This window comes from Olsenella profusa DSM 13989 (assembly GCF_030811115.1).
Taxonomy (GTDB): Bacteria; Actinomycetota; Coriobacteriia; order Coriobacteriales; family Atopobiaceae; genus Olsenella_F; species Olsenella_F profusa.
On the sequence record NZ_JAUSQK010000001.1, the window covers coordinates 2514676 to 2539765 of the forward strand.

The following is a 25090-nucleotide window of genomic DNA, read 5'->3' on the forward strand; positions in this document are numbered from 1 at the left end:
ATGCCGAGATCCGCTTGGTGGACAGGTGACTGAGCGGGCGAGGATAGCCTACCCGCCGACGTTGCTGTCCATCCCATGCGAGTAGACCACGTAGATGAGGCGCGCCACCGGCTTGGGCCAGAACCTCTCCAGCATCTCCAGATCCTCGGCACCGCGGGTCCTGTCCGCGATGAGCTTGGAGGTGGTCGAGCCACCGTGGATGCGATGACGCATGAGGATCTGGGGCGCATAGATGAACTCGCCCGGCAGCCTAGAGAGCCGCTCCCAGGTGGCCCAGTCCAGATTGCTTCGCATGCCCGTCACGAAGGGTGGGTTGGGGACGTTGCGCCTGCAGAGCGTGACCGAGGGGCAGCAGATGGCCGAGCCCATGCGCAGCATGCGACGGCGCGCCTTCACGCTTCCAAAGGCACGCGGATCGAGGAAGGGCTTGAGCAGACGGCGCTTGATGCGCAGCAGTCGGTTGTCATCGACGGGAACGCCATCGCGTAGCTCGCCGTAGTTGGTGAAGAAGATGAGGGGGAGCCGTGACGCCTCCAGCATGCGAACGGCTGTGGCGGCGTACTCCGCCTCGTAGACGTCATCCTGATGGGCGATGGTCACGAAGGCGCCTGTCGCCTTGGAGTAGGCAAAGTTCCAGTCCTCACCGATGCCATGGGCGCCCTCGTTCACATAGATGGGAAGGTCGTACTCCTCTGCCAGATGGGACAGCCAGGAGGAGGGCGTGGCCGTGGAAAGGTAGACTTCGCTCTCCCGGTAGGTCTGCGCCTTGATGGACTCGATGCAATCCCTCAGGTACGGGCTCTTCCCATAGGCGCAGATGGCAAAGGTATGGGTTGGTGTCACGTCGGTGGCCTTCCGCCTCGCTCCGGCAGGGTCTAGGCATAGACTATAGTACGCGGCGCTTGGGCCCGCCAGAGTTCCGGCAGCACCCCAAGAGCGGAAGACGTAGGCTCCCGTACCCCGAGGAAGAACATGAACATCCTGTACACGGTCGATGACGCATTCGTTCCCCAGCTTGCGGCTGGCATGTGCTCCATCTTCGAGAATGACGGGGATGCCCGGGACATCGACGTCTACGTCTTCGGACAGGGCATCTCCGACGGGCACGCCCGCATGCTCGACGAGTTCGCCCACGGCTATGGTCGGCGCATGCACCTCATTGACATCTCGAACCTCATGGACCTCATCGGCGTCGACTTTGACACCAAGGGGTGGAAGAGCATCGTCCTTGCCCGCCTCGTGATGGCACGGCTGTTGCCGGCGGACGTCCATCGCATCCTCTACCTCGATGGCGACACGATCGTGCGTCGCTCGCTCCAGCCCCTCTGGGACACGGACTTCGAGGGGAACACCCTCTGCATGGTGGCGGAACCCACAGTTGATCGGCGCCGTCTCGGTGAGATCGGCCTCGCGGGGAGACCCTACTACAACGCCGGCGTGCTCTTTGTGGATCTGGACGCGTGGCGGACGACGGATGCGGAGCACAGGCTGCTCGACTGCATCGAGCGTGAGGGGACACATCTGTTTGCCAACGATCAGGATGCCATCAACATCGCGCTGGCCGCTGAGATCAAGCAGATCTCCCCTGCCTACAACTACGCAAACACCTTTGACCTCTACCCCTATCGCTTCCTGGCGAAGCTCGTTCCCGCATGGGTCGACCGCGAGACCTTCGACGCGGCACGCAGGGATCCCGCCATCATCCACTACCTGGGCGAGGAGCGGCCCTGGAGGCGCGGCAACACCCATCGCTTCAGGGATGACTACCTGCACTACCTCGCACTCACGCCCTTCTCGGACACACCGCTCGAGGAGGGCTGGACGTCGTACTTCAGGCTGTGGAACGCCTTCAACGTGCTCACCCACCCGTTCCCCGCGCTCAGGCTGCGCATCATCACGACGCTCATCCCCGTGTTCATACGCCATCGGCAGCGCCAGCGACAGAGGAATGAGCAGGGCACCTAACGCTCCATCACGTTGACGCCGTCGCCAAAGTCGAGCATCACGGGAAGGTGCGTGTAACGCTCCGACATCGGCGGGAACTGCCGGTAGTCGCCATAGAGCGTCGTGAGGTAGGAATCCGTGTCGTGCGGCCCCATGAGCCTGAGCCCACAGAACGCGATCTCCCGCGTGGGAAGGAGCACGTCAGTGGCAAAGGCGCCAAACTGCGGATAGGCCGTGTCGACCCATCGGTCGCCCGCATCATTGACCGCCAACAGGGACTCAAAGGAGTCCATAAGCTTCTGGGGAGTGTAGAGCCGCCCGATGGTGTAGTGTCCGATGGCAAAGCCCGCACGGAAGAGTCCCGGCGTCCTCATGGAGGCGGGAACGCGCGGCGTGTGTACGCTGTGGAGCCAGGCCTTCTGTTGGAGCCTCACGGCCGCCTTGCCCCGTTCGTCCGCACGAACGGGATCCCGGTCAAGGGCAACGTAGGGAAACACGTCAACGAAGATGGACTGTCGACATCCAGCCTGTTCGTAGAGGTCGTCATAGAACAGCGTGCCATCCAGGAACACCTTGGCCCACAGGACGGGAAGGCCCTTGGTGTCACGCATCGTATGAAGCGAGAATCCCTGGGGCAATGCCTTGGGTGCCAGTTCCAGGAAGCGTCGGTAGTCCTCGATGGGCATGCCCACGTCGGCATCGTCGTCCCAGGGGATGAAGCCACCATGGCGCACGGCCCCCAGGCAGGTGCCCGAGTCGATGAAGTACGTGATGCCGTTCTCGCGGCATGTGGCATCTATGGCAGCCAGGATGCTGCGCTCGGCATCCTGCAACCGCTCGAGAACCCCATCCGGGTATGACGCCTTGTCCATGTCTTCAGCCTGCTCTCAATCGATGTGTCGGTACAACGTGAACGGCTTCACGGCCGGACGGCCTCCCGCCTCCTGAAGAGTCGCAGGAGCCTGATGGCGCAGACGGCAAGCCCCACGAGCATCGATACGATGATGACCATGTTGAGGCCGTTCATGTAGAATGCATCGATGAGAGGCACCATCAGCACCATGCTCACGGCAAACGTCGCGGCGTTGGCGATGAGCTCGCCACTCATGTCGCGCATGATGACCAGCACGTCGGAGAAGAACCAGATGAGTGCGATGAGCGTGGCGCAGACCAGCGTGGGTGGGAAGAGGTAGGTGTAGGCATCGATCGAGGGACCGTAGACCAGCCGAAGCAGGGGGGCGCCCGTCACCGAGAGGATGACCACGATGACCAGGATGGCTCCGAGCATGCGGACAAGGATGCCCCAGAACCAGCGCCTGAACTCCGCCACGGACGACGCGTTCCAACGGTCGGCCAAGGGGACCAGCAGGGGGCTGTAGAGGTAGCGCGCGGCCGCCTGGATGAGCACCGTGGGCGTGGCGACGGCGGCGTAGTACCCCAGCTGCTCCGTGCCAAAGACGGAGCTGAAGTACTGCCTGCTCACGGACACGACCATGCTCACGAGGAGCGAGGACAGCACAGCCGGCAGGCACGTCACGAAGAGCGACCGCACCTGCCCGCCCGTGATCCCCAGGCCATGCAGGCCCAGGAGCCGCGCATGCGGCAGGTCGTAGAGCAGGGTGGTGGCAAGACCGGCAGCCATCATGCCGGCTATGGCCACCCAGAGGCTGTCGAACACCTTGAGCCCCGCCCCAAAGAGCACGATCACGAGCACGCCACGAACGAACTGCGAGATGCCGATGAAGTCCATGCGACCACGGCTCTGGTCGATGCCATAGAGCACGTCGCAGAAGCTCTCGTCCATCTTGAAGAGCAGGTAGAGCAGGATGGCCACGATCACCTCTGCCGAGGCGCCAATGAAGAGCGTGTAGGGCACCAAAAGCGCAAGCCCCACCAGGATGGTGATGAGACGGAACGTGACGTAGTTGGCCTTTGAGTACGTTCCCCCCACGTCCGAGACCTGATAGGTGCGAATCGTGTACGTGGCGATGGGAACCAGCATGTTGCCCACGGTCATCGCAAGGGCGAGGATGCCCGAGTTGTTGTAGTCGCTGCTCAGCGTGACCACGATGACCGTGGTGAGCCATAGGCAGCCCTGGTACATGAGGCTCCCTATGGTGTTGAACAGCATGTTCCTCTTGATGCTGAGGGCCTTGGGCCCCTCGGCCTTCTCTTCGCCGGACATGTGGCCCTCTCTGTGCCTCGGTCTGCGGCGCCCCCAAGGCACCACCCACGACGGTCCATCATCCTACGCTCGACCAGTGCGGTCAACCACATTCCCCGGCAGGGGTGCGGGAGGCGCTGGGGCGCCCATGCCTCACTCCTCGTAGGGCACCTGCCAGAGGTCCTGTGCGCCCGTGTGCTCGTCCAGCGCGGACGAGAACCAGCGGCCCGCCATGTCGTTCTGCTCCACCAGCAGCTTGGTGTCCGCGTCAATGGTCTCGTCCGCATCCATGGCGGCGATGATCTGGTCATAGGAGCTGCGCACGTCCCTCAGCCCCACCACGGCATCGGTCTCGGTGGCGTCAAGGACCATGCTCTTGCCCTCGTCGTTGCTCCAGGCGTCCCAGGTGGCAAGGCTGCCATCATTGGGGTTGCCTGCCATGAGGAAGTTCTTGAGGTAGTCGTTGAACGCCTTGGCCATGGCCTGGTAGCCGTCCTGGTCAAAGGTGTCGGGCACCATGGAGGTGTAGTTGTTGGTGCTCGAGAGCATGGGCACGAAGATGCCATGGAAGGCACCGTAGGGGTCGATGTGGACGGCCGAGCCCGCACTGCCAAAGTCAACCTGGCACACGTAGATGTCGCTACCATAGGTGTCCGCCATCTGCTCGGCGCTGCACTCGGCGTTGAAGATGCGGTACATGTCCGAGCCATACCTCACGGCAAAGTCCTGCGCCGCGGCAAGCACGTCTCCAGGGGCATCGCTCATCAGGTCGCCCGTCCAGAAGGGGTCGCCAAGGCTGAACAGGCTGAACTCGGTGGCGCCTGTGAGCATCATGAGGGGCACGGCGTGGTACGAGGCATTCTCGAAGCCGCCCTTGGGGATCACGACGCCATCCTCGAACAGGTGCGGGAACACGCTCATGCGGATGGAGGCATCGCCCATGAGCGGGGCGAGCCGATCGCCCCAGAGATTGTAGAGCCAGTCCCGCACGTCGGAGCCATCTGAGAGAAGCCAGGCGTAGGCCTCCCGGTCGCTTGTCGCCTTGCCGTCCTCCAGGGCCAGCGGCACCAGCGCCGCGGCGATCTTCTTCTGCGCGGGCTCCACCTCGGCCGTGGTCATACCGCCCGAGAAGGCGATGGCCTTGTCGAACCTCCCCTGGAACGTGGGGCTCATGAGCATGCACATGACGTCGCGCCCGCCCGCGGAGAAGCCCGTGACGGTGACGTTGTTGGGATCGCCACCAAAGGCGTAGACGTTGGAGCGAATCCAGTCGAGCGCACGGGCGATATCGAGCAGGGCGAAGTTGCCCGTCTCCACCCCCAGCGCGGGCAGGCAGTTGAAGCCGAGGAGCCCCAGACGGTAGCTCAGCGACACATACACGATGCCGTCGTTGATGGCCAGATCCTTGCCGGGAATCTCCTGCGCAGTGCCCGTCTGGTTGTTGCCGCCGTGGATGTAGACCATCACGGGCAGGCCGCTCGCGTCCTGTGGGGCGTAGACATCCAGGTTGAGACAGTCCTCCACACCCGTGACCTGGTTGTTCGCAAACTGCAGGGCCGCCGCGGCGGGCTGGGTGCAGGCGCGCGCATCGCTCCAGGAGTCGGGCGCTTCGGGTGGCTGCCAGCGCAGCTCGCCCTCCGGGGACTTGCCGTAGGGCACGCCGTACCAGATGTTGACGCCGCCATCCGTGATGCCGGTCACGGTACCATACGTCGTCTGCGCCGTCGGCGCATCGGGCGTGCCCTTCGTGCTGGTGTCCGTCCCCGTCCCATCCGATGGCCCCGAGCTGCCGGAGCAGCCGGCAAGCAGCAGGCTCGCCAGTGCAGAGGCACCCACGAGCCCCCGGCGGGTCACGTTCGTATGAAACGACAGGTTGCTCATCACGGTCCCCTTCCCCACCACGTATGCGTGGCACACACTGATTGTTGAGCAGAGGGGGTGGGAAACGTGCCCCCCTGGCGTAAGTGGTATCGTACCCGCCACTAACGGGATGTGCCACGAGCCATCCGCTCACGATCTGCAGGATGGCCTTGCCCATGTAGGTGCATGAGGCATCGAAGATCCGAGACGCCACGCCCTTGAGATGGGAGCCACCCTCAAGGTCAAGCTGAATCCAATGATTGAGTTCCCTGCTTGCGTTCGTATAGAACTCTGCCAAGGGAACTTCTGCCTGAGCAGCGCGGGACACCAAGCCCAACGTCAGCGCAATGCCAAGCAGAACAGTGCACGTCAGAGACAAGAAGCCAGTTCGTTTCATACTCGCCCACTCACGATTGTGGGAAGTAGCCAAACGCACCACGCCTGAGACAATCTCGGCTCGCGTGCGCTATATATAGAGTCAGGGAGATCCACATACGACGAGAAGGGCGGCACGCGTGAGCGACCTTTCCACCTGCCCCACCAACGCAGCAGCCAGCGATGGCGACACCCCGCACGACGAGTGCGGCGTCTTTGGCGTCTGGGCCCCCGGGCGCGACGTCGCCCGCATGACGTACTTCGCACTGCGTGCGCTGCAGCACCGCGGCCAGGAGTCCGCCGGCATCGCCGTGGGCAACGGCGACACCGTGCTCGTACGCAAGGACCTTGGCCTGGTGACGCAGGTGTTCTCGGATGCCGACCTCTCGGCCATGCCAGGCAGGGTCGCCATCGGGCACGTGCGCTATGGCACGGCTGGCGCCAAGGGCTGGGAGTCCTCGCAGCCGCACCTCTCCACCATCGATGACGTGATCATCGCGCTGGCGCACAATGGCACGCTCGTCAACTTCGACGCCCTGCGCCGCGAGCTCATCGAGATGGGCATCCCCTTCCGCTCCAACACCGACTCCGAGGTGGCGGCCAAGCTCATCGGCTACTTCACCGTGCGCGCCGGACGCCTGCGCTCCGGCATCGCACACACCATGCACCTGCTCGAGGGCGGCTATGCCATCGTGCTCGTGCGCGAGAACGCGCTCTACGCCTTCCGCGACCCGCACGGCATCCGTCCGCTCGTGCTGGGTCGGCTGGACGGCGACGGCTGGGCCGTCGCCAGCGAGACCTGCGCCCTCGACATCGTGGGCGCCACGTTCGTGCGCGAGGTGATCCCAGGGGAGATCGTCCGCATCTCCGAGGATGGCCTGAGGTCCGAGGTGGGTCTCGAGCCGCTGCCGCCAGCCCACTGCATCTTCGAGCACGTGTACTTCTCGCGTCCCGACTCCGTCCAGGATGGCTCGTCGTTCTACAAGATGCGCCACGACATGGGCCGCCGCCTGGCGCGCGAGACCCCCGTAGACGCGGATCTCGTGATCAGCGTCCCCGACTCCGGTACGCCCGCAGCGGAGGGCTTTGCCGCCGAACTGGGCCTTCCCTACGGGACGGGTCTCATCAAGAACCGCTACGTGGCGCGCACCTTCATCCAACCCACCCAGGAGCTGCGCCAGCTGGGCGTGCGCCTCAAGCTCAACGCCCTGCCCGACGCCGTGGCCGGCAAGCGCCTAGTGATGGTGGACGACTCCATCGTACGCGGCACCACCTCCAAGCAGATCGTGCGCATGCTGCGCAACGCCGGTGCCACCGAGGTGCACGTGCGCAGCGCCTCCCCCATGGTCATGTGGCCCTGCTTCTATGGCATCGACACGGCCGACCAGGATCAGCTCATCGCGGCCAACATGTCCCTCGAGGAGATTCGCGGCTACATCGGTGCGGACTCGCTGGGCTTTCTCTCCACGAAGGGCCTGCTCGACGTGGTGCCCGTCAACGGCTACTGCACGGCCTGCTTTACGGGCGCCTATCCCGTGGAGATTCCCGAGTCGTTCTATAGGGACAAGTTCCCACCCGGCAACCGTCCTCACAACCTGTCAAACGCCTCGGCGACCTCACGGATGTCCATCGACGAGGTGGTCGCAGAGTAACAGGCGGACGTCGCTCCCCACCTCCCCTGCCACACCCTACCATGTCTTCGTCATGGTCCCTGTCGTGCGAGTGGAGAAAGGTACCCACACGACAGGGACATGCCGACGGCGACACGGCGCAGCGCGACTCGTCCCCCCCCACTACAGCCTGCGCAGGCCCTCCCAGCCCCACATGAGGATGGGGTCAGGTATCACCTTGGCCAGGATGCGTAGGATGGCGCCCGTCACGCAGCAGGTGGCGATGGGATAGTTGCAGCGGTTGACCAGCATCGACCACCAGGCGACCCTGCGCGGCGAGAGGGTCGGCATGGGATGCCGTACCGTGGTGCCGTTCGCCGTCCGCCGTGCCACGTCCATAAACTCCGTGCGTATCCATATGGGACAGACCGCCGTCACGAAGATGCCCCGCCCGCGCAGCTCGAAGCGGAGCGACCGCGTGTAGCTGCGCACGAACACCTTGCTGGCCGCATACACGCCCAGCCCCGGGAGCGGCGCGAACGATGCCGTCGAGGCAACCTGCAGGATGCGGCTCCCCCGCCGCATGAGCGGCAGGCACAGCTGCGTCATGTCCACGAGCACACCACAGTTGAGCCGCACCATGCCGTCCACCTCGACACGGCTGAGGTCGTCACAGGTACCGAACTTGCCAAAGCCCGCCGCGTTCACGAGCAGCCCCACAGAGAGCCCCGCCCGCTCCCGGGTGGCCTGCGCGAGCAGGGCCTCCATCCTGTCCATGGCATCAGGCGCAAGCAGGTCGAGTGTCACCACCCGCGTGGGGACGCCCAGTTCAGCGGCGAGCTCGCGCAGGCGATCCTCGCGCCGGGCGATGAGCCAGAGCTCCTCGTAGCGCCCGCTTCCGGCGGCGATGCGCGCATACTCCCTGCCCAGCCCGCTCGATGCTCCCGTTATGATCGCAATGCCCATGGCATACCCCCTGTCCCTTTGGGCACAATCCTAGCGGTCGGCCGCGATCGGTGGGCGGAGAGGAGATGCGACGATGGGCCCACGAGAGGCGCACCCAGACAGCTCGTCCGTGAGGTGCGACACGGGACCTCCCGAGGAGCTCGGCCACGTACTGGGCAGCGATCCGGATGGCGAGAGATCGATGCTGCTCATGGCCCCCCTCTCTGCGCGACGCCAGGCCCACGCGGCCCGAGGACATCGCCGACGAGACGCCTGCCATCCTCGAGCAGCGACACGCTGGGGACCGCACGAGGCCCCACGGGCGGTCGTAGACGCACTACTATCAGATGCGGCGGGATGGCTGTGGCGATGTGCCAGACGAGGGGGACGATGGCCATGATGACCGGCAGGACTGAGGGTTTCGGCAGGGCGCTCGAGGACGAGTTCCTGGAGCTTGCGCGCTCGCTTGGTGGTGACGTGGCAAGCCGTGCCCGGGGCGACGCCTATCTCGCCCGCACCAACGCCCTCTATCATGGGAAACCCTGCAGCTGGGCCTTCACGCCCAAGATCTTCGATCGCGACCAGATTGCCACGCTGGCAGACGCTGCCGAGACCATGGGGCGCATCATGGAGAAGGTCACGTGCACCTTCTGTGCCGACGAGCGCGTACGCAGGCTCTTCAACCTCCCACCAGCCCTCGAGCGCCTGGCACTCGTGCCAGGCGGCTACGAGCGACAGATCCCACTCGCGCGCGTGGACGTGTTCTTCGACGAGGAGACGGGCGACTACCAGTTCTGCGAGCTCAACACCGACGGATCGGCCGGCATGACCAATACCGTGGAGGTCACACGGGCCATCCAGCAGAGCGAGACCTATCGTCGCTTCGCCGCGCGTCATCCCGACATACGGACGTTCGACATCCTGAACGGCGCCGTGGACGCCCTGCTCGACACCTATGCCAGCTGGCGGGAGGGCCATCCCACCGCATCCGAGCGACCTGCCGTGGCCATCGTGGACTACACCGAGAGCGCCTCCCTCGACGAGCTGGAGGACATCCTCATGCTGCTCTCGGAGCGGGGGCTGTATGCACAGTACGTGGACATCCGCACCCTCCGTGTGGGCGAGACCACGGGCGTGCCACGACTCATGATGGACGATGGCCCCATTGACCTGGTGTATCGCCGCGCCGTGACCTCCGAGGTCGCCGAGAGGCCCTGTCCTGGCGTGGACGCGCTCACGCGCGCCGCCGCCGAGGAGCTGGCCTGCGTGGCTGGTGGCTACCGCACCTGGCCCTGCGCGGCCAAGACCGTGTTCGTCGCCCTGTACGACCCCCTGATGGAGGAGGTCCTCTCGCCCGAGGAGCTGGACTTCGTGAGACGCCATGTGCCCTACACCCAGCAGCTCGCTCCCGAGAGCGACCTCGCACCCTTCGCGGAGAGGGACCGCTGGATCGTGAAGCCCGCAGGCGGCTACAACGCCGTGGGCGTGACAGCGGGCCGGGACTGCACGCAGGCGGAGTGGGAGAGCGCGCTCGCTCGGACGGCACGGGCCAACGGCGTGGTGCAGGCCTACGCGCCCCAGTACCGCACGCCCGTCATGCGGGGCGGCGTGCTGGGGCCCGGCGAGGATCCACTTGCGGCGGAGCCCATGAGCAACATGGAGGGGCTCTACCTCTTCAACGGGAGGTTCGGCGGCGTGTTCACGCGCTGTGGCACCCAGAGCGTCATCGGCGAGCACACGCATCGTCTCAACATGGGCTGCCTTGTGGTGGGGTAGACCAATCCACACGGCCTGGCCGACCCACCCGTCTACATGAGCGCACGCACGCGCCGGCGCAGCTCGGGCAGGACATCCTCCTCGAACCAGGGGTTGCGTGCCATCCACATCTGGTTGCGCGGAGAGGGATGCACCAGCGGAACGTACGTGGGTAGGTAGTCCCTGAAGTTGCGCACGACGTTCGTGAGTGTGTCCTTGCTCCTGAGTCCCAGATAGTGCCTGTTGGCATAGTTGCCCACCAGCACCGTGAGCTCGATCTTGGGCGTGAGCTCCCACAGGCGCGGGTGCCACTTCTCGGCAAAGCCCTTGCGTGGCGGCAGGTCGCCCGACTTTCCCCTGCCCGGAAAGTAGAAGTCCATGGGCACGATGGCGAGCTTGCCCGACTCGTAGAACTCCTCGCGACTGACGCCCATCCAGTCGCGCAGGCGGTCGCCGGACTTGTCGTTCCACACGATGCCCGTGTCCTGCGCGACGCGACCTGGCGCCTGCCCGATGACGGCGATGGTCGCCTCCGGCCCCACCGAGTAGAGCGGGTCGATGCCGCGCCTCGTGAACTCCGCGTTCTGGGGATCGGCCCTAATCTCATCGAAGACCTGCTGGAATGGGTCCTTCTCTGCCATATGTGTCATCGCCCTTCGGTTGATTGTCGCCAGTATGTACCACTACCGCCTCACATTCCGTCGCAATTACGACGAATATGGCAATCCTCCCCGACACTTGCGCTACGCTAGGCGCCATGGAAAGGAGCCCCATGTCCACCTACCTCAACCCCAGCCCCGTCTTTGGGCCCGTGCACAGCCGCCGCCTCGGCGTCTCGCTGGGTGTCAACCTCATGCCCGCCATGGGCAAGATCTGCTCGTTCGACTGCATCTACTGCGAGAACGGCCTCAACGAGGAGCACCGCACGAAGGATCCCTATGTGACGCTCCCCGAGCTCACGCAGGCCCTCGAGGGGGCGCTCTCGCAGATGGGGGAAGGCGGCGAGACACCCGACGTCATCACCTTCGCCGGCAACGGTGAGCCCACGGCAAGCCCCATCTTTCCCGAGGCCATCGCCATGGCACGTCAACTACGCGACCGGTACTGCCCCTCGGCTAGGGTTGCCGTGCTCTCCAACGGTGCCTACGCCGACCGTCCCCGCGTCCGCGAGGCGCTCATGGGCGTTGAGGACAACATCCTCAAGCTGGACACCGTGGACGCCGACTACATACGGCTGCTCGACCGGCCCGCTGGCGACTACGACGTCAAACGTCAGGTGGAGACCTTCGCCTCCTACGGGGGTCATGTGATCATACAGACCATCTTCCTCACGGGCACGGTGTGGGGACATGACATGGATGACACCGGCGAGCACTACGTAGGTCCGTGGCTCCATGCCCTCGAGCGCATTCGCCCCTCGGGCGTCACGGTCTATACCATCGCGCGCGACACGCCCGAGCCGGGCCTGCACAAGGCCTCGCCCGAGGCGCTCGATGCCATCGGGGCGCGGGTGCATGCGCTGGGCATCCCCTGCTCCGTATCGTACTGAGGCACACCTTGCACCACCTCCCACCCCAACTCACCGAACTTATGGGGAGCCCCTGCTTTTTGCGGGGGGCCAACGAGGGGATGGTAGCCTAGATGCCACTGGAAGACCCGATGGGGAGAGGGCATGGGCGAGCTCGACGACCGGCAGACGCATAGGCACGGCACCCTGCAATCGGGCAGCAAGTTCAGCCGCCGCGCGGGTTCGAGCACGGTCAGGAACGCACGGCCCACCTCGCGTGATGTACCCGTCACCAAGCGCCGACTGCAGGACGCACCCGCACGGCCTGCGGAGGACTATGACGACCCTCGCCGGTACGCCGAGATGAACCGTCGGCGCACCGCGCGCCCCCGGACAGGCGCAGACGTCGCCCAGCGCGTCGAGCGTGGCATGCGGGAGCGCCTGGAGCAGGGGCGCGACGAGGTGCTCGAGCGCTACCAACGCGGCCGGCAGCGTCCAGAGGACGGCTTCTCGCGCAGGCGCGCCTGGGGCCGCAGGCGCGCGGGACAGGCCGACGCCCCACGCAGGCGCCGCCACGTCGGGCGCACCATCCTCATCGCACTGGCGGCCGTCGTCGCGGCGCTCCTCGTCATCTATGCCATCGTGTTCGCACCCATAGACCAGAGGATCGCCTTCAGCGATGCGGACGGCCGGGCGCTCTCGGGCAAGCTCACGACGAGCACGCCGCTTGCGCCCTACTACGCGCTGCTGCTGGGCTCGGACGATCGCGAGAACGGCGAGCCCGCGCGCACGGACACCATGATGCTGGCGCGCATCGACCCCCTGGGCAACAAGGTCACGCTCGTCTCCATCCCCCGCGACTCCAAGGTGGAGATCGACGGCCACGGGACACAGAAGGTCAATGCCGCCTTTGCCATCGGGGGCGCCTCGGGTACGGTCGATGCCGTGGAGAAGCTTACCGGCATTCGCGCAAGCCAGGTGGCCGTCATCGACTTCAACGGCCTTGCCAAGCTCATCGATGCCATCGGAGGCATTGACGTCAACGTCCCCGTCGCCGTCAACGACCCGGAGTATGCCCAACTCGTGCTGCCCGCCGGCGAGCAGCACATGGACGGCGACACGGCCATGCGCTTCTCACGCGTGCGCCATGGATTTGCGCTGGGCGACTACCAGCGCCAGGCCGATCAGGCGCTCGTGATGAAGGCCATCGTGGAGAGGCTGCGCACCAACCCCACGCTGCTGCCCGCCGCCGCCGATTCCATGGGCGAGGTGATGGACACCACCTATCACTGCTACGACCTCATCCCCCTGCTGCTGCGCATGAGCCTGCAGGCACCAACGATGTACAGCGCATCGCTGCCCTCCGCAGCCAAGATGGAGGGCGGCGTGAGCTACGTCATCGTGGACGCCGATGCCACCAAGCAGCTCATGAGCGTGGTGGACGCCGGCGGCGACCCCTCCACCGTGGCGAACGGCTACCAGGAGGGCTCCACCGTGCCGGACGAGGGCTCTGCCCCCACGGGGAGTGGCAGCAGCGGCTCGAAGCCCACGGGCAGGTCAAGCGGCACGGGATCCTCGCGCTCAACCGGTAGCTCGCGCTCCACCGGCGGTTCGGGCAAGACCACGGGCACCACATCGCGCAGGCGCTGATGCCTGCCGCGCCGCTTGCGCCGCCCTACGCCTCGGCACCCCAGAGCAGCTCGCCCTCGCCGGGCCGCTCGCCCAGGCGGATGGCGCGAATCGCCCCCTTGTGAAAGGCCACGGACTCCCCCGTCAGCGTGCAAGCCAACCGCTCCATGAACGGAACGTGCCCCACGGCGACGACGGTCGGCTCATGCGCGGCGCCAAGCTCGGCCAGGAACCGTTCCTCGTCCTGCTCGTAGAGGGAATCGTGGGGGTCTATGTCCTCGGGGTCAATGCCTAGGGCGTGGGCGACGACCTTGGCCGTCTGCAGCGCGCGAACGGCAGGGCTGGCCCACAGCGCAAGCCCCTTTACTCCGTGCAGGGAGGCAAGCGCCTGGGGGTATGCTCGCTCCAGCGCCCGCAGGCCCACAGCCGTGAGCTGGCGCTCCTTGTCCCCATGCACATTACGGGGTTCCGCATCGCCATGTCGCACCAACACCACCGTCGTGACCATAGATGACCCCCTCACGTCAAACTGCACACGCAACGCCTTCATTGTGACGCAACGGACACGTTTGCCCAGGTGCTTTTTCCGGGCAATCATTGCGTGTGCACTTCTATCCCACATCCTGAGATCGGATTCGGTCGGATCCGTTTTAATGTACCCCCATGGGGTATAGTACGCATCGTACGGAACAAGGGGGTCCAATGGTCGACAGCTGTCATGGCAAGAAGCACACACCGCGTTCGGACGAGCTCAAGAGGAGCGTGACCGGACGCCTCAACCGCGCCATCGGCCAGCTTGAGGGCGTCAAGTCCATGGTGAAGGAGGACCGCTACTGTGGAGACGTCCTCACGCAGCTCGCAGCGGCTGAGAGCGCCGTCAAGGCGGTGTCGCGCATGATCCTCAAGGATCACCTGGAGACCTGTGTGGTCGAGCAGGTATCGGTTGGCAACACCGAGATCATCGACGAAGTCATGGACCTCATGAAAAAGTTTGGTGCATAGGAGGCAATACAACATGGCTCAGACACAACGGCGGGAGACGTTCGACATCAGGGGGATGACCTGCGCGGCCTGCGAGGCGCGCGTGCAGAGGTCCGCCGCGGCCGTCAAGGGCGTGAGCGAGGCCAGCGTCAACCTGCTCAAGAACTCGATGGAGCTCAGCTACGATGGCGACCCCAAGACCATCGACGCCGTGGTCGCCGCCATCGACAGGGCTGGCTACGGGGCCGTGCCGCGCAGCACAGGCAGGGTCACCACGCGCCAGAAGGCCCCCGCCTTCGTCGACCCCAAGGTCAACGCCCAGAAGGCCGTGCGCGCCAGGCGCAACCAACTCGTAGGCTCGCTCGTCTTCGGCGTGCCCCTCTTCTACCTGGCCATGGGTCCGATGCTCGGTTGGCCCGAGGTGCCGGGGCTCGACGGCATGGGCAACATGATGGCCGCCGCCGTGACGCAGCTGCTGCTGGCCGTGTGCGTCATGTTCGTCAACCGCAGCTACTTCACCATGGGCTTCAAGACGCTCCTCCACGGCTCGCCCAACATGGACTCGCTCATCGCCATCGGCTCGGCGGCATCCTTCGGCTACAGCCTCGTCGGCGTCTACCAGATGGCCTTTGCGCTCGGCCACATGGACGTGGGGGCCGCGCACGACGCGATGATGCACGCACTGTTCTTCGACTCGGCGGGCACCATCCTCGTGCTCATCACGCTCGGCAAGTACTTCGAGGCCCGCGCCAAGGGCAAGACCACGAGCTCCATCTCGGCCCTCATCGACCTCGCCCCCAAGGAGGCGACGGTCGTGCGCGGCGGGGAGGAGGTCAAGATCCCCACCGGCGAGGTCTCCGTCGGCGACAGGGTCGTCGTGCGCGCCGGTGAGTCGGTGCCGGTGGACGGCGTCGTCGTGGAGGGGTCGGCCTCGGTGGACGAGTCCGCCATCACCGGCGAGCCGCTGCCCGTGGAGAAGGCCGCAGGCGACACGGTCACCGGCGCCACCGTCTCCCGGCGCGGCTGGTTCGCGATGGAGGCCTCCGCCGTCGGGGCCGACACGACGCTCGCCCGCATCATCCGCCTCGTCGATGAGGCCACCAGCTCCAAGGCCCCCATCGAGCGTCAGGCCGACCGGATCGCCGGCATCTTCGTGCCGGTCGTGCTCGGCATCGCGGCCGTCACCTTCGTGGCGTGGGTCGCCCTCCTCGTGCCGGGCGACCTCGCCACGGCGATCAACCACGCGGTCTCCGTCCTCGTGATCTCCTGCCCCTGCGCCCTGGGCCTCGCCACGCCCACCGCCGTCATGGTGGGCACCGAGCGCGGTGCCAAGGCTGGCATCCTCGTCAAGAGCGCCGAGGCGCTCGAGACGGCGGGTTCGCTCGACACCGTCGTGCTCGACAAGACCGGCACCATCACCGCGGGCACGCCCGAGGTCACCGATCTGCGGCTGGCACCCGGCATCACCAAGCGCGACCTGCTCCGCGTGGCGGCCGCCCTGGAGCGCAAGAGCGAGCACCCACTCGCCGAAGCCGTCTGCGCCTATGCGGACAAGGAGGCGCCCGGCGTGGACGCGACCGCCGAAGTTACCGACTTCACGCAGGTCGCAGGTGGTGGCCTCGTGGCAACGGTGGACGGCCATGCGGTCGTGGCCGGCAACGCCCGCCTGATGGGTCAGCGGGGCATCGACCTCACGGACCTTTCGGCGGACGCCGATGCCCTGGCGGCCCAGGCCAAGACACCGCTCTCCTTCGCCTCGGACGGGCGCGCACTCGGTGTGGTGGGCGTCGCCGACGTCGTGAAGCCCACCTCGGCAGATGCCATCGCACGCCTGCGCGCGATGGGCATCCGCACGGTCATGCTCACGGGCGACCAGGAGCGGACCGCGCACGCCATCGCCAGCCAGGTGGGTGTCGACGAGGTCGTCGCCGGGGTGCTCCCCGACCAGAAGGAGCGCAAGGTCCACGACCTCCAGCGCCAGGGGCACAGGGTCGCGATGGTCGGCGACGGCATCAACGACGCCCCGGCCCTCGCCCGTGCGGACGTGGGCATCGCCATCGGCGCCGGCACCGACGTGGCCATCGAGTCGGCCGACGTCGTGCTCATGCGCTCCGACCCCGGCGATGTCGCGACCGCCATCGAGCTCTCGCGCGCCACCATGCGCGACATCCGCCAGAACCTGTTCTGGGCCCTGTTCTACAACGCCATCTGCATCCCGGTGGCCATGGGCGCCCTCACACCCCTGGGCATCACGCTCAACCCGATGATCGGCGCGGCGGCCATGGGCTTCTCGTCCGTGTTCGTCGTGTCCAACGCCCTCCGGCTCTTCGCCTGGAGGCCGTCGACCGGTGGAGCGCCTGCCGCCACACCACCAACCACCATCGCTACCTCTGTGGAGGGAAAGGAAGGGAACGAGACTATGACCACGAAGACCCTGGACATCGAAGGCATGATGTGCGACCACTGCGTGCAGCACGTGACGCAGGCGCTCGAGGGCGTGAGGGGCGTCAAGAACGTCCACGTCTCGCTCGAGGACCACAAGGCCACGCTCGAGGCCGGCGCGCTCGTCTCCAACAAGAGGCTCGAGAACGCCGTCGAGGATGCCGGCTACAAGGTAACCGGCATTGCGTGATGCGCATCCCAAGTAGCGAGGCGCTCGGGGTGCCAGGGGTGCATGCCTGGCACCCCACGGCCCCCCTTACAGCAAGCATCCATCCTTCTAGCGCTTAGGTGTACGAGGGAACAGGCATATGTGGTGTCTTGTCAACAGACAACGTGTCCTGTAAGATGAGTGCATCACGTGTACGTGCTCACCTTATGATACAAGGTAACAAGACAAGGGAGTCATGCATGAATACACACGAAAGCAACCTGTTCTCAGACATCAGCCTCCGTGGGGCGCGCCCCATCATCAAGACCGTCCTGTGCGTGACGGCCGCGGCGCTGTTGCTCTGCCTCTCGGCCTCTGTTGAGATTCCCCTCCAACCGGTGCCCTTCACCCTACAGGTTCTGGCCCTGGGCATCATTGCGGCAACGTTTGATCCCGGCGAGGCGGTCGCAAGCGTACTCGTCTACATCGCCATCGGCGCCTTGGGCGCACCCGTGTTCTCTGGCGCCATGGGTGGGCTGCTGCGCCTTGTGGGCCCCACGGGGGGCTTCATTGTGGGCTTCGTCCCGGGTGTCGCGGTGGGGTCGTTCGTCCGCAAGTTGCTCATCAGACACAGGATGCCCCGCCCCATCGCGACGTTCCTCGCGCTTGGTGCCATGATGGTCATCATCTACCTGCTTGGTTGGGGCCAGCTCGCACTCGTCGCTCACCTCTCCCCCACCGCTGCCTTTGCCGCCGGTGTGGCCCCCTTCGTCACCCTGGACATGCTCAAGGCAGTCATCGCCACCAGTGTGGCATGCGCCATCGACGCGGCGGCAACGGCAAGGTAGGGATCCCTGACGCGGATCGAGGGGTCTCGGCGACTACGCCGACCGTGACAGCACATACGGCGACTCGGGCGGCCTTCTGCGGAAGGTCGCCCCCTTCATCATCTCGTCCGTCTCGTGCCAAAGGGTGCCGTGGGGTTACGAATGGTGCGGCGTGCAGTGCTCGTATCCTCGCATGCGGCCATCATACCCTACAGTATCCACTGGCTACCGAGGGCAGCCGGCATCGGTTGCCCCATCCTCTCGTTGGAGCAGGCATGACACGTCACACCACCCCCAAACGCACAACAAACTTCAATGTCAGGTACTTCTTCCGCAACCTCAACGACCAGATACGCACCGACCGGCGCACCTTCATCCTCTACACCATCCTGCGGGCGCTGGTGATGATCACCCTCGTTCGTTCCATCATGATCGGCTCCATCGAGAGCGCGGCGCTCTGCGTGTTCTCGCTCGTGCTCTTCCTGCTGCCGGCACTGGCCGAGACCCAGTTGCGGATAGAGATCCCGCCCCTGTTCGAGGGCATGATCTACCTCTTCATCTTTGCCGCCGAGATACTTGGGGAGGTCAATCACTACTACGTGCTCATCCCCGGCTGGGACTCCATGCTCCACACGATCAATGGCTTCCTGTGCGCGGCCGTGGGCTTCTCGCTGGTGGACCTCCTCAACCGGCACAGCCCTGGCCTCAAGCTCTCCCCCCTCTACCTGGCGCTCGTCGCCTTCTGCTTTTCCATGACCATCGGCGTGCTGTGGGAGTTCGTGGAGTTCGCCGTCGACCAGACGCTGCTCTTGGACATGCAGAAGGACTTCGTCATCCAGGCGTTTGGCTCCGTGATGCTCGATCCCACCCAGTCCCCGCACTCCGTGCTCGCAAGTGGCATCGTACGCACCACCATCGAATGCGCCGACGGGCAGTCGTTCGTCATCAATGGAGGCTACCTGGACATCGGCCTCATCGACACCATGAAGGACCTCTTCGTCAACTTCGTCGGTGCCGCGGTGTGCTCCACGGCAGGCTTTCTCTACACGAGCGGTCGTGCCAAGGGCACGCTCGTGCGCGGATTCCTCATCCATCGCCCTGGCGACACATCGCTTGCCACCATCAGCCATGACGAGCGGGAGGAGGCTCACCCACTCGAGCCCCACGCTAGATGACGTAGAACCAGGGCGCCTCGGGCTCATCCGGCTTGCGGATGGTGATCTCCTGATCCTTGAGCTTGACGCGCGCATTCTCGGGTACCGACTCCACCACGAAGGCGCTGCCACTGATGACGGCACCGCTGCCGATCACGGTCTCGCCACCTAGGATGCTCGCGTTGGAGTAGACGGTCACGTTGTCACCCAGCGTGGGATGGCGCTTGGTGCCTGAGAGCTCCTGCCCCTTGCGCAGGGAGAGCGCGCCGAGCGTGACGCCCTGATAGAGCTTCACGTGATCACCGATGACGGTCGTCTCGCCAATGACGACGCCCGTACCATGATCGATGAAGAAGTACTCGCCGATCTGCGCGCCCGGGTTGATGTCGATGCCCGTCTTGCCGTGCGCGTACTCGGTCATGAGGCGCGGGATCAGGGGGACCTCGAGCTCATAGAGCACGTGGGCCATGCGATAGACGAAGATCGCGAAGAGCCCCGGATAGGAGACGAGCACCTCGGCATAGCTCTCCGCCGCCGGGTCACCGTCGAAGAGCGCCTCGATGTCCTTGAGCAGCAGGGAGTGCACCCCTGGGAGCGCATCCATGAACGACGAGACCTTCTCGGACGCCCGTTCGCTCACGACGTCCGCATCCAGCGAGGCGTCCCCAAAGAGCAGGGCGTTGCTCACCTGATCCTGAAGGACGCGCTCGATGTGCAGCAGCTTCTCCCCCATCAGCAGGTCGGAGCTCTCGCCTGCGGCACTCGCATCGTCAAAGTAGCCGGGGAACATGAGACTGCGGATGTCCTTCAGCAGGGCGACGCAGGTGTCACGCCGGGGGAAGCAGCGATGGCGCGGGCCAAAGAGCTCGTTCTCGTCGTTGTAGCGAGTCCTGAACGCGGCAACGTTCCTGCTGAGACTAGCGCCCTGCATTGGCGTCCCTCCCCTTGATGGCCAGACACCCCGATCTGGGGTGCCTGGCCTCGCATGCATCATGCCTGTTATACCCCATCAAGGGGCGGACACTCCCCGCTGGGTGGGAAAATCCTGATGCACGGCAGCGCGCTACCGATACCGCACCAAATCAAAAAGTGGGCGCGATTCCATGTGCGAACGGGACGGTCGTGCCTCCTCGGCAGGATAGCCCACCGGCATCAGGAGCACGCTGCGCTCGCTCTGGGGAAGGCCGAAGAGCCGCTCGGATTCCGACACGTGATACCAGTTGACCCAGATGGTACCCAGGCCTAGCTCCACCGCACGCAGCATGACATGGGTGGCGACGATGCTCACGTCCTGCTCGCCGGAATGGAACTGGGGCTCCCAGGGATTCTGATAGTCCTTGGTCTGGTCATACGCAAACAGCAGCACGATGGGTGCACCATAACGACATTTGGTGATGGCATCCACCTTGGCGAGCGCCTCATCGCTTTGGAGCACATAGATGCGCTCAGATTGCATGTTCTTGGCCGTGGGCGCCACAAGCAGACATTCCAGCAGCCGATCGAGCAGCCCCTGGGAGGGTCTCTCGCCTGAGAACCTCCGCACCGAATAGCGTTGCCTGGCAAGCTCCATGAAGCCCATGGTCATCTCCCCTCGCCCAGGTGACATGTGGTGACAACATCATTGTGCCATCTTGTATCAACTCTGAAAATGAGGGATGGGCCAACGGAGCGATTACGGCGTTGGGTTACGACAGGGCGTCACGAGGCACCATAGCCACAGGACACCTGCCACGGGAACGGTGCGCGAACCTACCTGAGGATGCCCGTCAGTTTCAGCACCAAGAGCATCAGGTCAATGAGGGAGATCACGATGCCTGCCAGGGCAAGGCCCTTCCTGGAGCTGCGGAGGCCGTAGGCGCTGAACCCAAGCGCCAGGAGGATCAGCACCCCACCAGGGCTCAGCCTCGGGAACATCGCCAGGATGAGGCCGATGAGGGCGACGACAAAGCCAGCGATGGCAAAGGTGCCGTTGCGCCTCCTTGATTTGGCTGCCTGCTCCTGGAGCTGCGTCGGAACGGTGCCGGGCTGTATGCCCGCCTGACTCTGCAGCGATGCCTCCAGCTCGGCCATCAGCTCGCGGAAGTGATTCTTGCCGACGGACTTCACATAGCCATTGTCGACGGCGGTCGGCTTGGTGTACTTGCCGATCCACCCATCGATCTCGACGGTCGCATCCGTGATCCCACACGTCAGCCCCATGCGCCCGTAGAGGATGGGGTCATTGAGCTCCCAAAAGACCGTGCCGTCATCAGCCGTCTTCTGCTCGAACTTGTGCGTCGTCAGAAAGACGTAGACCGCATTCTGCGCATCGGGCAGGGGGAGCTTGTGCTGGATGGTGAAGTGCGTGGCGGGCATCGGCGGTTCCTTTCCTCATGACGTGCCGGGCCTCTCGGTACCGGCGGCGCGCCCATGCTAGTAATATTGAAACATCATTATATCGCTCGCATCAACCGCATGTCCAGATGAGGGGCTGACGACGCCAATGATCCCCATCACCGGCATCCTGCCCATGGTCGTGCCCCGCACGATGGCCGGCTGCTCGCGCGCACGGCCTCCAACCGCGGCCCTCTACCGCGACCAAGACGGCTGCGGTCGAAACCCGCTGGCGCATTCGTGCCCACGGGCAATACATCATGTGCAATTCATATAATGGGGACATGAGGCACTGCGACCATGCGAGGAGAGAGCATGCTCAACTTCACCCACGACATCCCAACCAAGCTCCACTTCGGCAAGGGCGCCATCGAACACCTGGCGCCGGCGCTCGACGCCTTCGGCAAGAACGTGCTATTGGCCTACGGCGGCGGCTCGGTCAAGAGGTCCGGCCTCTACGACACCATCCTCGACATCCTGCGCGACGGGAACTTCAAGGTCACCGAGCTCGACGGCATCGAGCCCAACCCCCGCATCGAGTCGGTCGAGCGCGGCGTGGAGCTCTGCAGACAGAACGGCATCGACGTCATCCTGGCAGTTGGCGGTGGCTCCACCATCGACTGCGGCAAGGCCGTCGCGACCGGCATCTTCTGGGAGGGCGCCCTGTGGGACATGGTCACCTCGCGCCATGGCCAGCTGCGCGCACTGCCCATCGTCGACGTGCTCACCATCGCGGCGACCGGCTCCGAGTTCGACGGTGGCGGTGTGATCTCCAACATGGCCCTCAACCAGAAGGTCGGCAACAGCTATACCTATCCTGCCGTCTCCATCTGCGACCCCACCTACACCTTCACGGTGCCTGCCTACCAGACCGCCGCCGGCTCCGCCGACATCATGAGCCACGTCTTCGAGGGCTACTTCAGCCGCACCATGGACTCCGACCTCTCCGATGGCATCGCCGAGGCCATCCTCAAGTCGGTCATGCGCAACTGCCCCACCGCCCTCGCCAATCCCGAGGACTACGAGGCGCGCGCCAACCTCATGGCCGACTCCTCGGTGGCGTGCTCGGGCATTCCCGAGTACGGCAAGCAGTCCACCGGTTGGCCCTGCCATGCCATGGAGCACCAGCTCTCCGCCTTTTATGACATCACGCATGGCGTTGGCCTGGCCATCCTCACCCCGCGCTGGATGCGCCACATCCTGGCCAAGGACGCCACGACGCTGCCACGCTTCGTGAGGTTCGCCCGCAATGTGATGGGCCTCGACGGCGACGACGAACTCTCCCTCGCGCACGCCGCGATCGATGCGCTCGAGGACTACCTCACGTCCACGGGCATCCCCATGGCCCTCACCGAGCTGGGCATCGGCCGCGAGCACTTCGCCGAGATGACCGCGCGGGCCAACAGGGGCGGTCGCCTGGACAACGCCTTCGTACCGCTCACCGACGAGGACATCGAGCAGATCCTCGAGGCCTGCCTGTAGGTCGGTACGGGGCAGCGCACACCCGTGCGAGTCAGCAGCTCAAACATAGCGGCAGCCCATGGGGAATCCCTGGGTTGCCGTTTTCATGCCGAGACTGCAGTGGCCTTTTCTCTATAGCTGGCGCCATCTTCGTTACGGAGCAGTTGGAAGGTCATGTTCACTGTTGCGAAGTCAGCTGACAATACGAGCGCTTAGGACGGTCTCGAGTTCGCAAGATGGCTCTTCAGAGCAGTGGTGAGATAGTGAGCTCAAATTTAATGAACCCGCCTATCCTTGTTCCTATAATCACATTTACTATATTATATTCGTGATTTTGAGAGGAGTACGATGAACGACAGGGGCCTAAAGGACGGCATCCGCCGTAAGGTCGAGAACCTCCCGGAGGATACGGCTTTCACATCGAGCGACTTCGCGGACATCGCCGATTCACAGAACGTACGCCAGGCGCTCAAGGAGCTCACGGACAACGGCACGATAGCGCGTGCCACCCGTGGCGTCTACTACAAGCCGCGCTTCAGCGGCCTGTTGGGGCAGGTGGTGCCGCCCGATGTCGATGAGGTGGCACATGCTATCGCGAGGGCGCGGGGCTGGGAAATCGCACCTTCCGGTGACCACGCGCTGAACATGCTGGGGCTGGACACCCAGGTGCCAGCCGTTTACGCATACATCAGCACCGGCCCGTACGTCAGCATCCAGGTAGGACCCTACAAGGTGCGGTTCAAGCATGCCGCAAACAGGAACGTCGTCGGAATGTCACCGCTCACTGCCCTCGTCGTGCAGGCACTCAAGACCCTCGGCAAGGACAGAGCGAACGAACACGTCATCGACCGCATATCAAAGAGGCTGACTGTCCATGAGAAGGAGACGCTGCTTGCTGAAACTGGGCACGCCACGGCATGGATCCGCGACGCCATCCACGAAATCACGCAATAGGAGAACCACATGCTGAACGTAGCGAAGGCAAATGACAGGGAGCGATCCGACCTCATCAGGATTACGGCGGCTGAGAAGAGACTCCAGCCGGCAATCATCGAGAAGGACCTGTAGGTCTGTTACCTACTCGACCACCTGTTCTGCCACAGCGAGTTCAGGGGCTCCATCATCTTTAAGGGTGGCACAAGCCTATCGAAAGCCTATCATCTCATCGAGCGGTTCTCAGAGGACGTCGATCTCATACTCGACTAGCGGCTCATAGGTTATGGCATCGACGAGCCCTGGGAGGAGCGCTCCAACACCAAGCAGGACAGATTCAAGCTCGAGACTGTCGAGCGCACAAACCGTTATCTCGCCGAAGTCTTCATTCCATCGCTGAAGGAGGGGCTCTCGGAAAGACTCGGTTTCGAGGCAGACGTACGAGCTGGTGCCGAAGAGGAGACCGTTCTCTTTGCCTACCCAAGGTTGCTCTCATCCGAATCGACGCTGGATGTAGTGAAGCTGGAGATTGGTCCGCTGGCCGCGTTGACGCCGTCGACACCGGTGGGAGATAACGCCCTACGCCGCCGAGCTGCACCCGGAAGCCTTCTCGCAGCCGTCAACCATAGTCGAAACGGCCGTAGCTGAGCGCACCTTTGGGAGAAAGCTACCATCCTGCACCAGGAGGCCAACCGTCCCATGGGCAAGGCAATGCCGAAACGCTACTCGCGCCACTATTACGATATGTACCGCCTCGGACATTCTGATGTTGCGGCCCGCGCCATCGCGCAACCTAAGTTGCTCGCCAAGGTCATCGCCTTTAAAGAGAAGTCCTACCGCACGCCCTGGGCAAGGCCCGCCGACGCCAGGCCCGGCACGCTCAAGCTGACCCCACAGGCGGAGCGATTGGCCGAGCTCGCCGCTGACTATGGGAGCATGCAAGCCGATGATCTTCGGTGAGGCACCCGCATTTGACGATGTG

General features: G+C 64.6%; 23 protein-coding genes. 13 read left to right on the plus strand and 10 right to left on the minus strand.

Annotated elements, in window-relative coordinates:
- Window positions 1-48 precede the first annotated feature (48 nt).
- A complete protein-coding gene (locus tag J2S71_RS11690) occupies window positions 49-843 on the minus strand; it encodes a glycosyltransferase family A protein (protein WP_307392114.1) in 795 nt (264 codons plus the stop codon).
- Window positions 844-972: 129 nt separating this feature from the next.
- On the opposite strand from J2S71_RS11690, the gene J2S71_RS11695 reads away from it, so the two are divergent.
- Complete coding sequence (locus J2S71_RS11695; RefSeq protein WP_307392117.1) at window positions 973-1965, plus strand: glycosyltransferase family 8 protein; 993 nt, start codon at window positions 973-975, stop codon at window positions 1963-1965.
- Here J2S71_RS11695 and J2S71_RS11700 read toward each other — a convergent pair.
- The 3 genes from J2S71_RS11700 to J2S71_RS11710 all read right to left on the minus strand — a co-directional run bounded on the left by J2S71_RS11700 (window position 1962) and on the right by J2S71_RS11710 (window position 5989).
- Complete coding sequence (locus J2S71_RS11700) at window positions 1962-2816, minus strand: LicD family protein (protein ID WP_021725452.1); 855 nt, start codon at window positions 2814-2816, stop codon at window positions 1962-1964. The two genes, J2S71_RS11695 and J2S71_RS11700, sit on opposite strands and share 4 nt — an antisense overlap.
- 47 nt (window positions 2817-2863) lie before the next feature.
- Complete coding sequence (locus tag J2S71_RS11705) at window positions 2864-4129, minus strand: lipopolysaccharide biosynthesis protein (RefSeq protein WP_307392120.1); 1266 nt, start codon at window positions 4127-4129, stop codon at window positions 2864-2866.
- A 132-nt stretch (window positions 4130-4261) separates the two neighbouring features.
- The gene (locus J2S71_RS11710; RefSeq protein WP_307392123.1) at window positions 4262-5989 is read right to left on the minus strand and encodes a carboxylesterase family protein; all 1728 of its coding nucleotides are present in this window, start codon (window positions 5987-5989) and stop codon (window positions 4262-4264) included.
- A 494-nt stretch (window positions 5990-6483) separates the two neighbouring features.
- On the opposite strand from J2S71_RS11710, the gene purF reads away from it, so the two are divergent.
- Window positions 6484-7995, plus strand: a complete 1512-nt coding sequence (gene purF / locus J2S71_RS11715; RefSeq protein ID WP_307392126.1) for an amidophosphoribosyltransferase — start codon at window positions 6484-6486, stop codon at window positions 7993-7995.
- Window positions 7996-8136: 141 nt separating this feature from the next.
- Here the strand turns inward: purF and J2S71_RS11720 are convergent, their stop codons facing one another.
- Entirely contained in the window at window positions 8137-8919 is a 783-nt protein-coding gene (locus J2S71_RS11720) for an SDR family NAD(P)-dependent oxidoreductase (RefSeq protein WP_307392129.1), read from the minus strand.
- Between the two features lie 369 nt (window positions 8920-9288).
- Between J2S71_RS11720 and J2S71_RS11725 the strand changes: the two genes are divergently transcribed.
- Entirely contained in the window at window positions 9289-10674 is a 1386-nt protein-coding gene (locus J2S71_RS11725) for a Rossmann-fold NAD(P)-binding domain-containing protein (protein ID WP_307392131.1), read from the plus strand.
- A 32-nt stretch (window positions 10675-10706) separates the two neighbouring features.
- Here J2S71_RS11725 and J2S71_RS11730 read toward each other — a convergent pair whose 3' ends face one another.
- Entirely contained in the window at window positions 10707-11294 is a 588-nt protein-coding gene (locus J2S71_RS11730; protein WP_021725451.1) for a uracil-DNA glycosylase family protein, read from the minus strand.
- Between the two features lie 131 nt (window positions 11295-11425).
- On the opposite strand from J2S71_RS11730, the gene J2S71_RS11735 reads away from it, so the two are divergent.
- Window positions 11426-12202, plus strand: a complete 777-nt coding sequence (locus J2S71_RS11735; RefSeq protein ID WP_307392135.1) for a radical SAM protein — start codon at window positions 11426-11428, stop codon at window positions 12200-12202.
- Between the two features lie 123 nt (window positions 12203-12325).
- Window positions 12326-13810, plus strand: coding sequence for an LCP family protein (locus J2S71_RS11740; RefSeq protein ID WP_021725383.1), 1485 nt, complete (start codon window positions 12326-12328; stop codon window positions 13808-13810).
- 25 nt (window positions 13811-13835) lie between these two features.
- Here the strand turns inward: J2S71_RS11740 and J2S71_RS11745 are convergent, their stop codons facing one another.
- The gene (locus tag J2S71_RS11745; protein WP_307392139.1) at window positions 13836-14324 is read right to left on the minus strand and encodes a SixA phosphatase family protein; all 489 of its coding nucleotides are present in this window, start codon (window positions 14322-14324) and stop codon (window positions 13836-13838) included.
- Between the two features lie 167 nt (window positions 14325-14491).
- On the opposite strand from J2S71_RS11745, the gene J2S71_RS11750 reads away from it, so the two are divergent.
- The 4 genes from J2S71_RS11750 to J2S71_RS11765 all read left to right on the plus strand — a co-directional run bounded on the left by J2S71_RS11750 (window position 14492) and on the right by J2S71_RS11765 (window position 19362).
- Window positions 14492-14791 (plus strand): metal-sensing transcriptional repressor, encoded by a 300-nt coding sequence (locus tag J2S71_RS11750; protein WP_021725419.1) that lies wholly within the window; start codon window positions 14492-14494, stop codon window positions 14789-14791.
- Between the two features lie 13 nt (window positions 14792-14804).
- Window positions 14805-17402 carry a heavy metal translocating P-type ATPase gene (locus tag J2S71_RS11755; protein WP_307392142.1) on the plus strand — a complete coding sequence of 866 codons (2598 nt, stop codon included), beginning with the start codon at window positions 14805-14807 and terminating at the stop codon, window positions 17400-17402.
- A 218-nt stretch (window positions 17403-17620) separates the two neighbouring features.
- Entirely contained in the window at window positions 17621-18208 is a 588-nt protein-coding gene (locus tag J2S71_RS11760; RefSeq protein WP_307392145.1) for a biotin transporter BioY, read from the plus strand.
- Between the two features lie 254 nt (window positions 18209-18462).
- Window positions 18463-19362 (plus strand): DUF2238 domain-containing protein, encoded by a 900-nt coding sequence (locus tag J2S71_RS11765; RefSeq protein WP_307392147.1) that lies wholly within the window; start codon window positions 18463-18465, stop codon window positions 19360-19362.
- On the opposite strand, the gene J2S71_RS11770 is transcribed toward J2S71_RS11765, so the two are convergent.
- From J2S71_RS11770 to J2S71_RS11780, 3 genes are all read right to left on the minus strand, one after another.
- Window positions 19355-20272 carry a serine O-acetyltransferase gene (locus J2S71_RS11770; RefSeq protein ID WP_021725438.1) on the minus strand — a complete coding sequence of 306 codons (918 nt, stop codon included), beginning with the start codon at window positions 20270-20272 and terminating at the stop codon, window positions 19355-19357. The genes J2S71_RS11765 and J2S71_RS11770 overlap by 8 nt on opposite strands.
- 132 nt (window positions 20273-20404) lie before the next feature.
- Window positions 20405-20920 carry a nitroreductase family protein gene (locus J2S71_RS11775; RefSeq protein ID WP_021725406.1) on the minus strand — a complete coding sequence of 172 codons (516 nt, stop codon included), beginning with the start codon at window positions 20918-20920 and terminating at the stop codon, window positions 20405-20407.
- A 170-nt stretch (window positions 20921-21090) separates the two neighbouring features.
- Window positions 21091-21696, minus strand: coding sequence for a hypothetical protein (locus J2S71_RS11780; protein WP_307392152.1), 606 nt, complete (start codon window positions 21694-21696; stop codon window positions 21091-21093).
- Window positions 21697-22029: 333 nt separating this feature from the next.
- Between J2S71_RS11780 and J2S71_RS11785 the strand changes: the two genes are divergently transcribed.
- From J2S71_RS11785 to J2S71_RS11795, 4 genes are all read left to right on the plus strand, one after another.
- Entirely contained in the window at window positions 22030-23196 is a 1167-nt protein-coding gene (locus tag J2S71_RS11785; RefSeq protein ID WP_307392155.1) for an iron-containing alcohol dehydrogenase, read from the plus strand.
- Window positions 23197-23523: 327 nt separating this feature from the next.
- Window positions 23524-24129 (plus strand): DUF6088 family protein, encoded by a 606-nt coding sequence (locus J2S71_RS11790; RefSeq protein WP_307392158.1) that lies wholly within the window; start codon window positions 23524-23526, stop codon window positions 24127-24129.
- 168 nt (window positions 24130-24297) lie between these two features.
- A complete protein-coding gene (locus J2S71_RS12380) occupies window positions 24298-24381 on the plus strand; it encodes a nucleotidyl transferase AbiEii/AbiGii toxin family protein (RefSeq protein ID WP_370873245.1) in 84 nt (27 codons plus the stop codon).
- Between the two features lie 426 nt (window positions 24382-24807).
- Window positions 24808-25068: a nucleotidyl transferase AbiEii/AbiGii toxin family protein gene (locus tag J2S71_RS11795; RefSeq protein ID WP_307392161.1), complete on the plus strand. Its 261-nt coding sequence runs from the start codon at window positions 24808-24810 to the stop codon at window positions 25066-25068.
- Window positions 25069-25090: the final 22 nt, after the last annotated feature.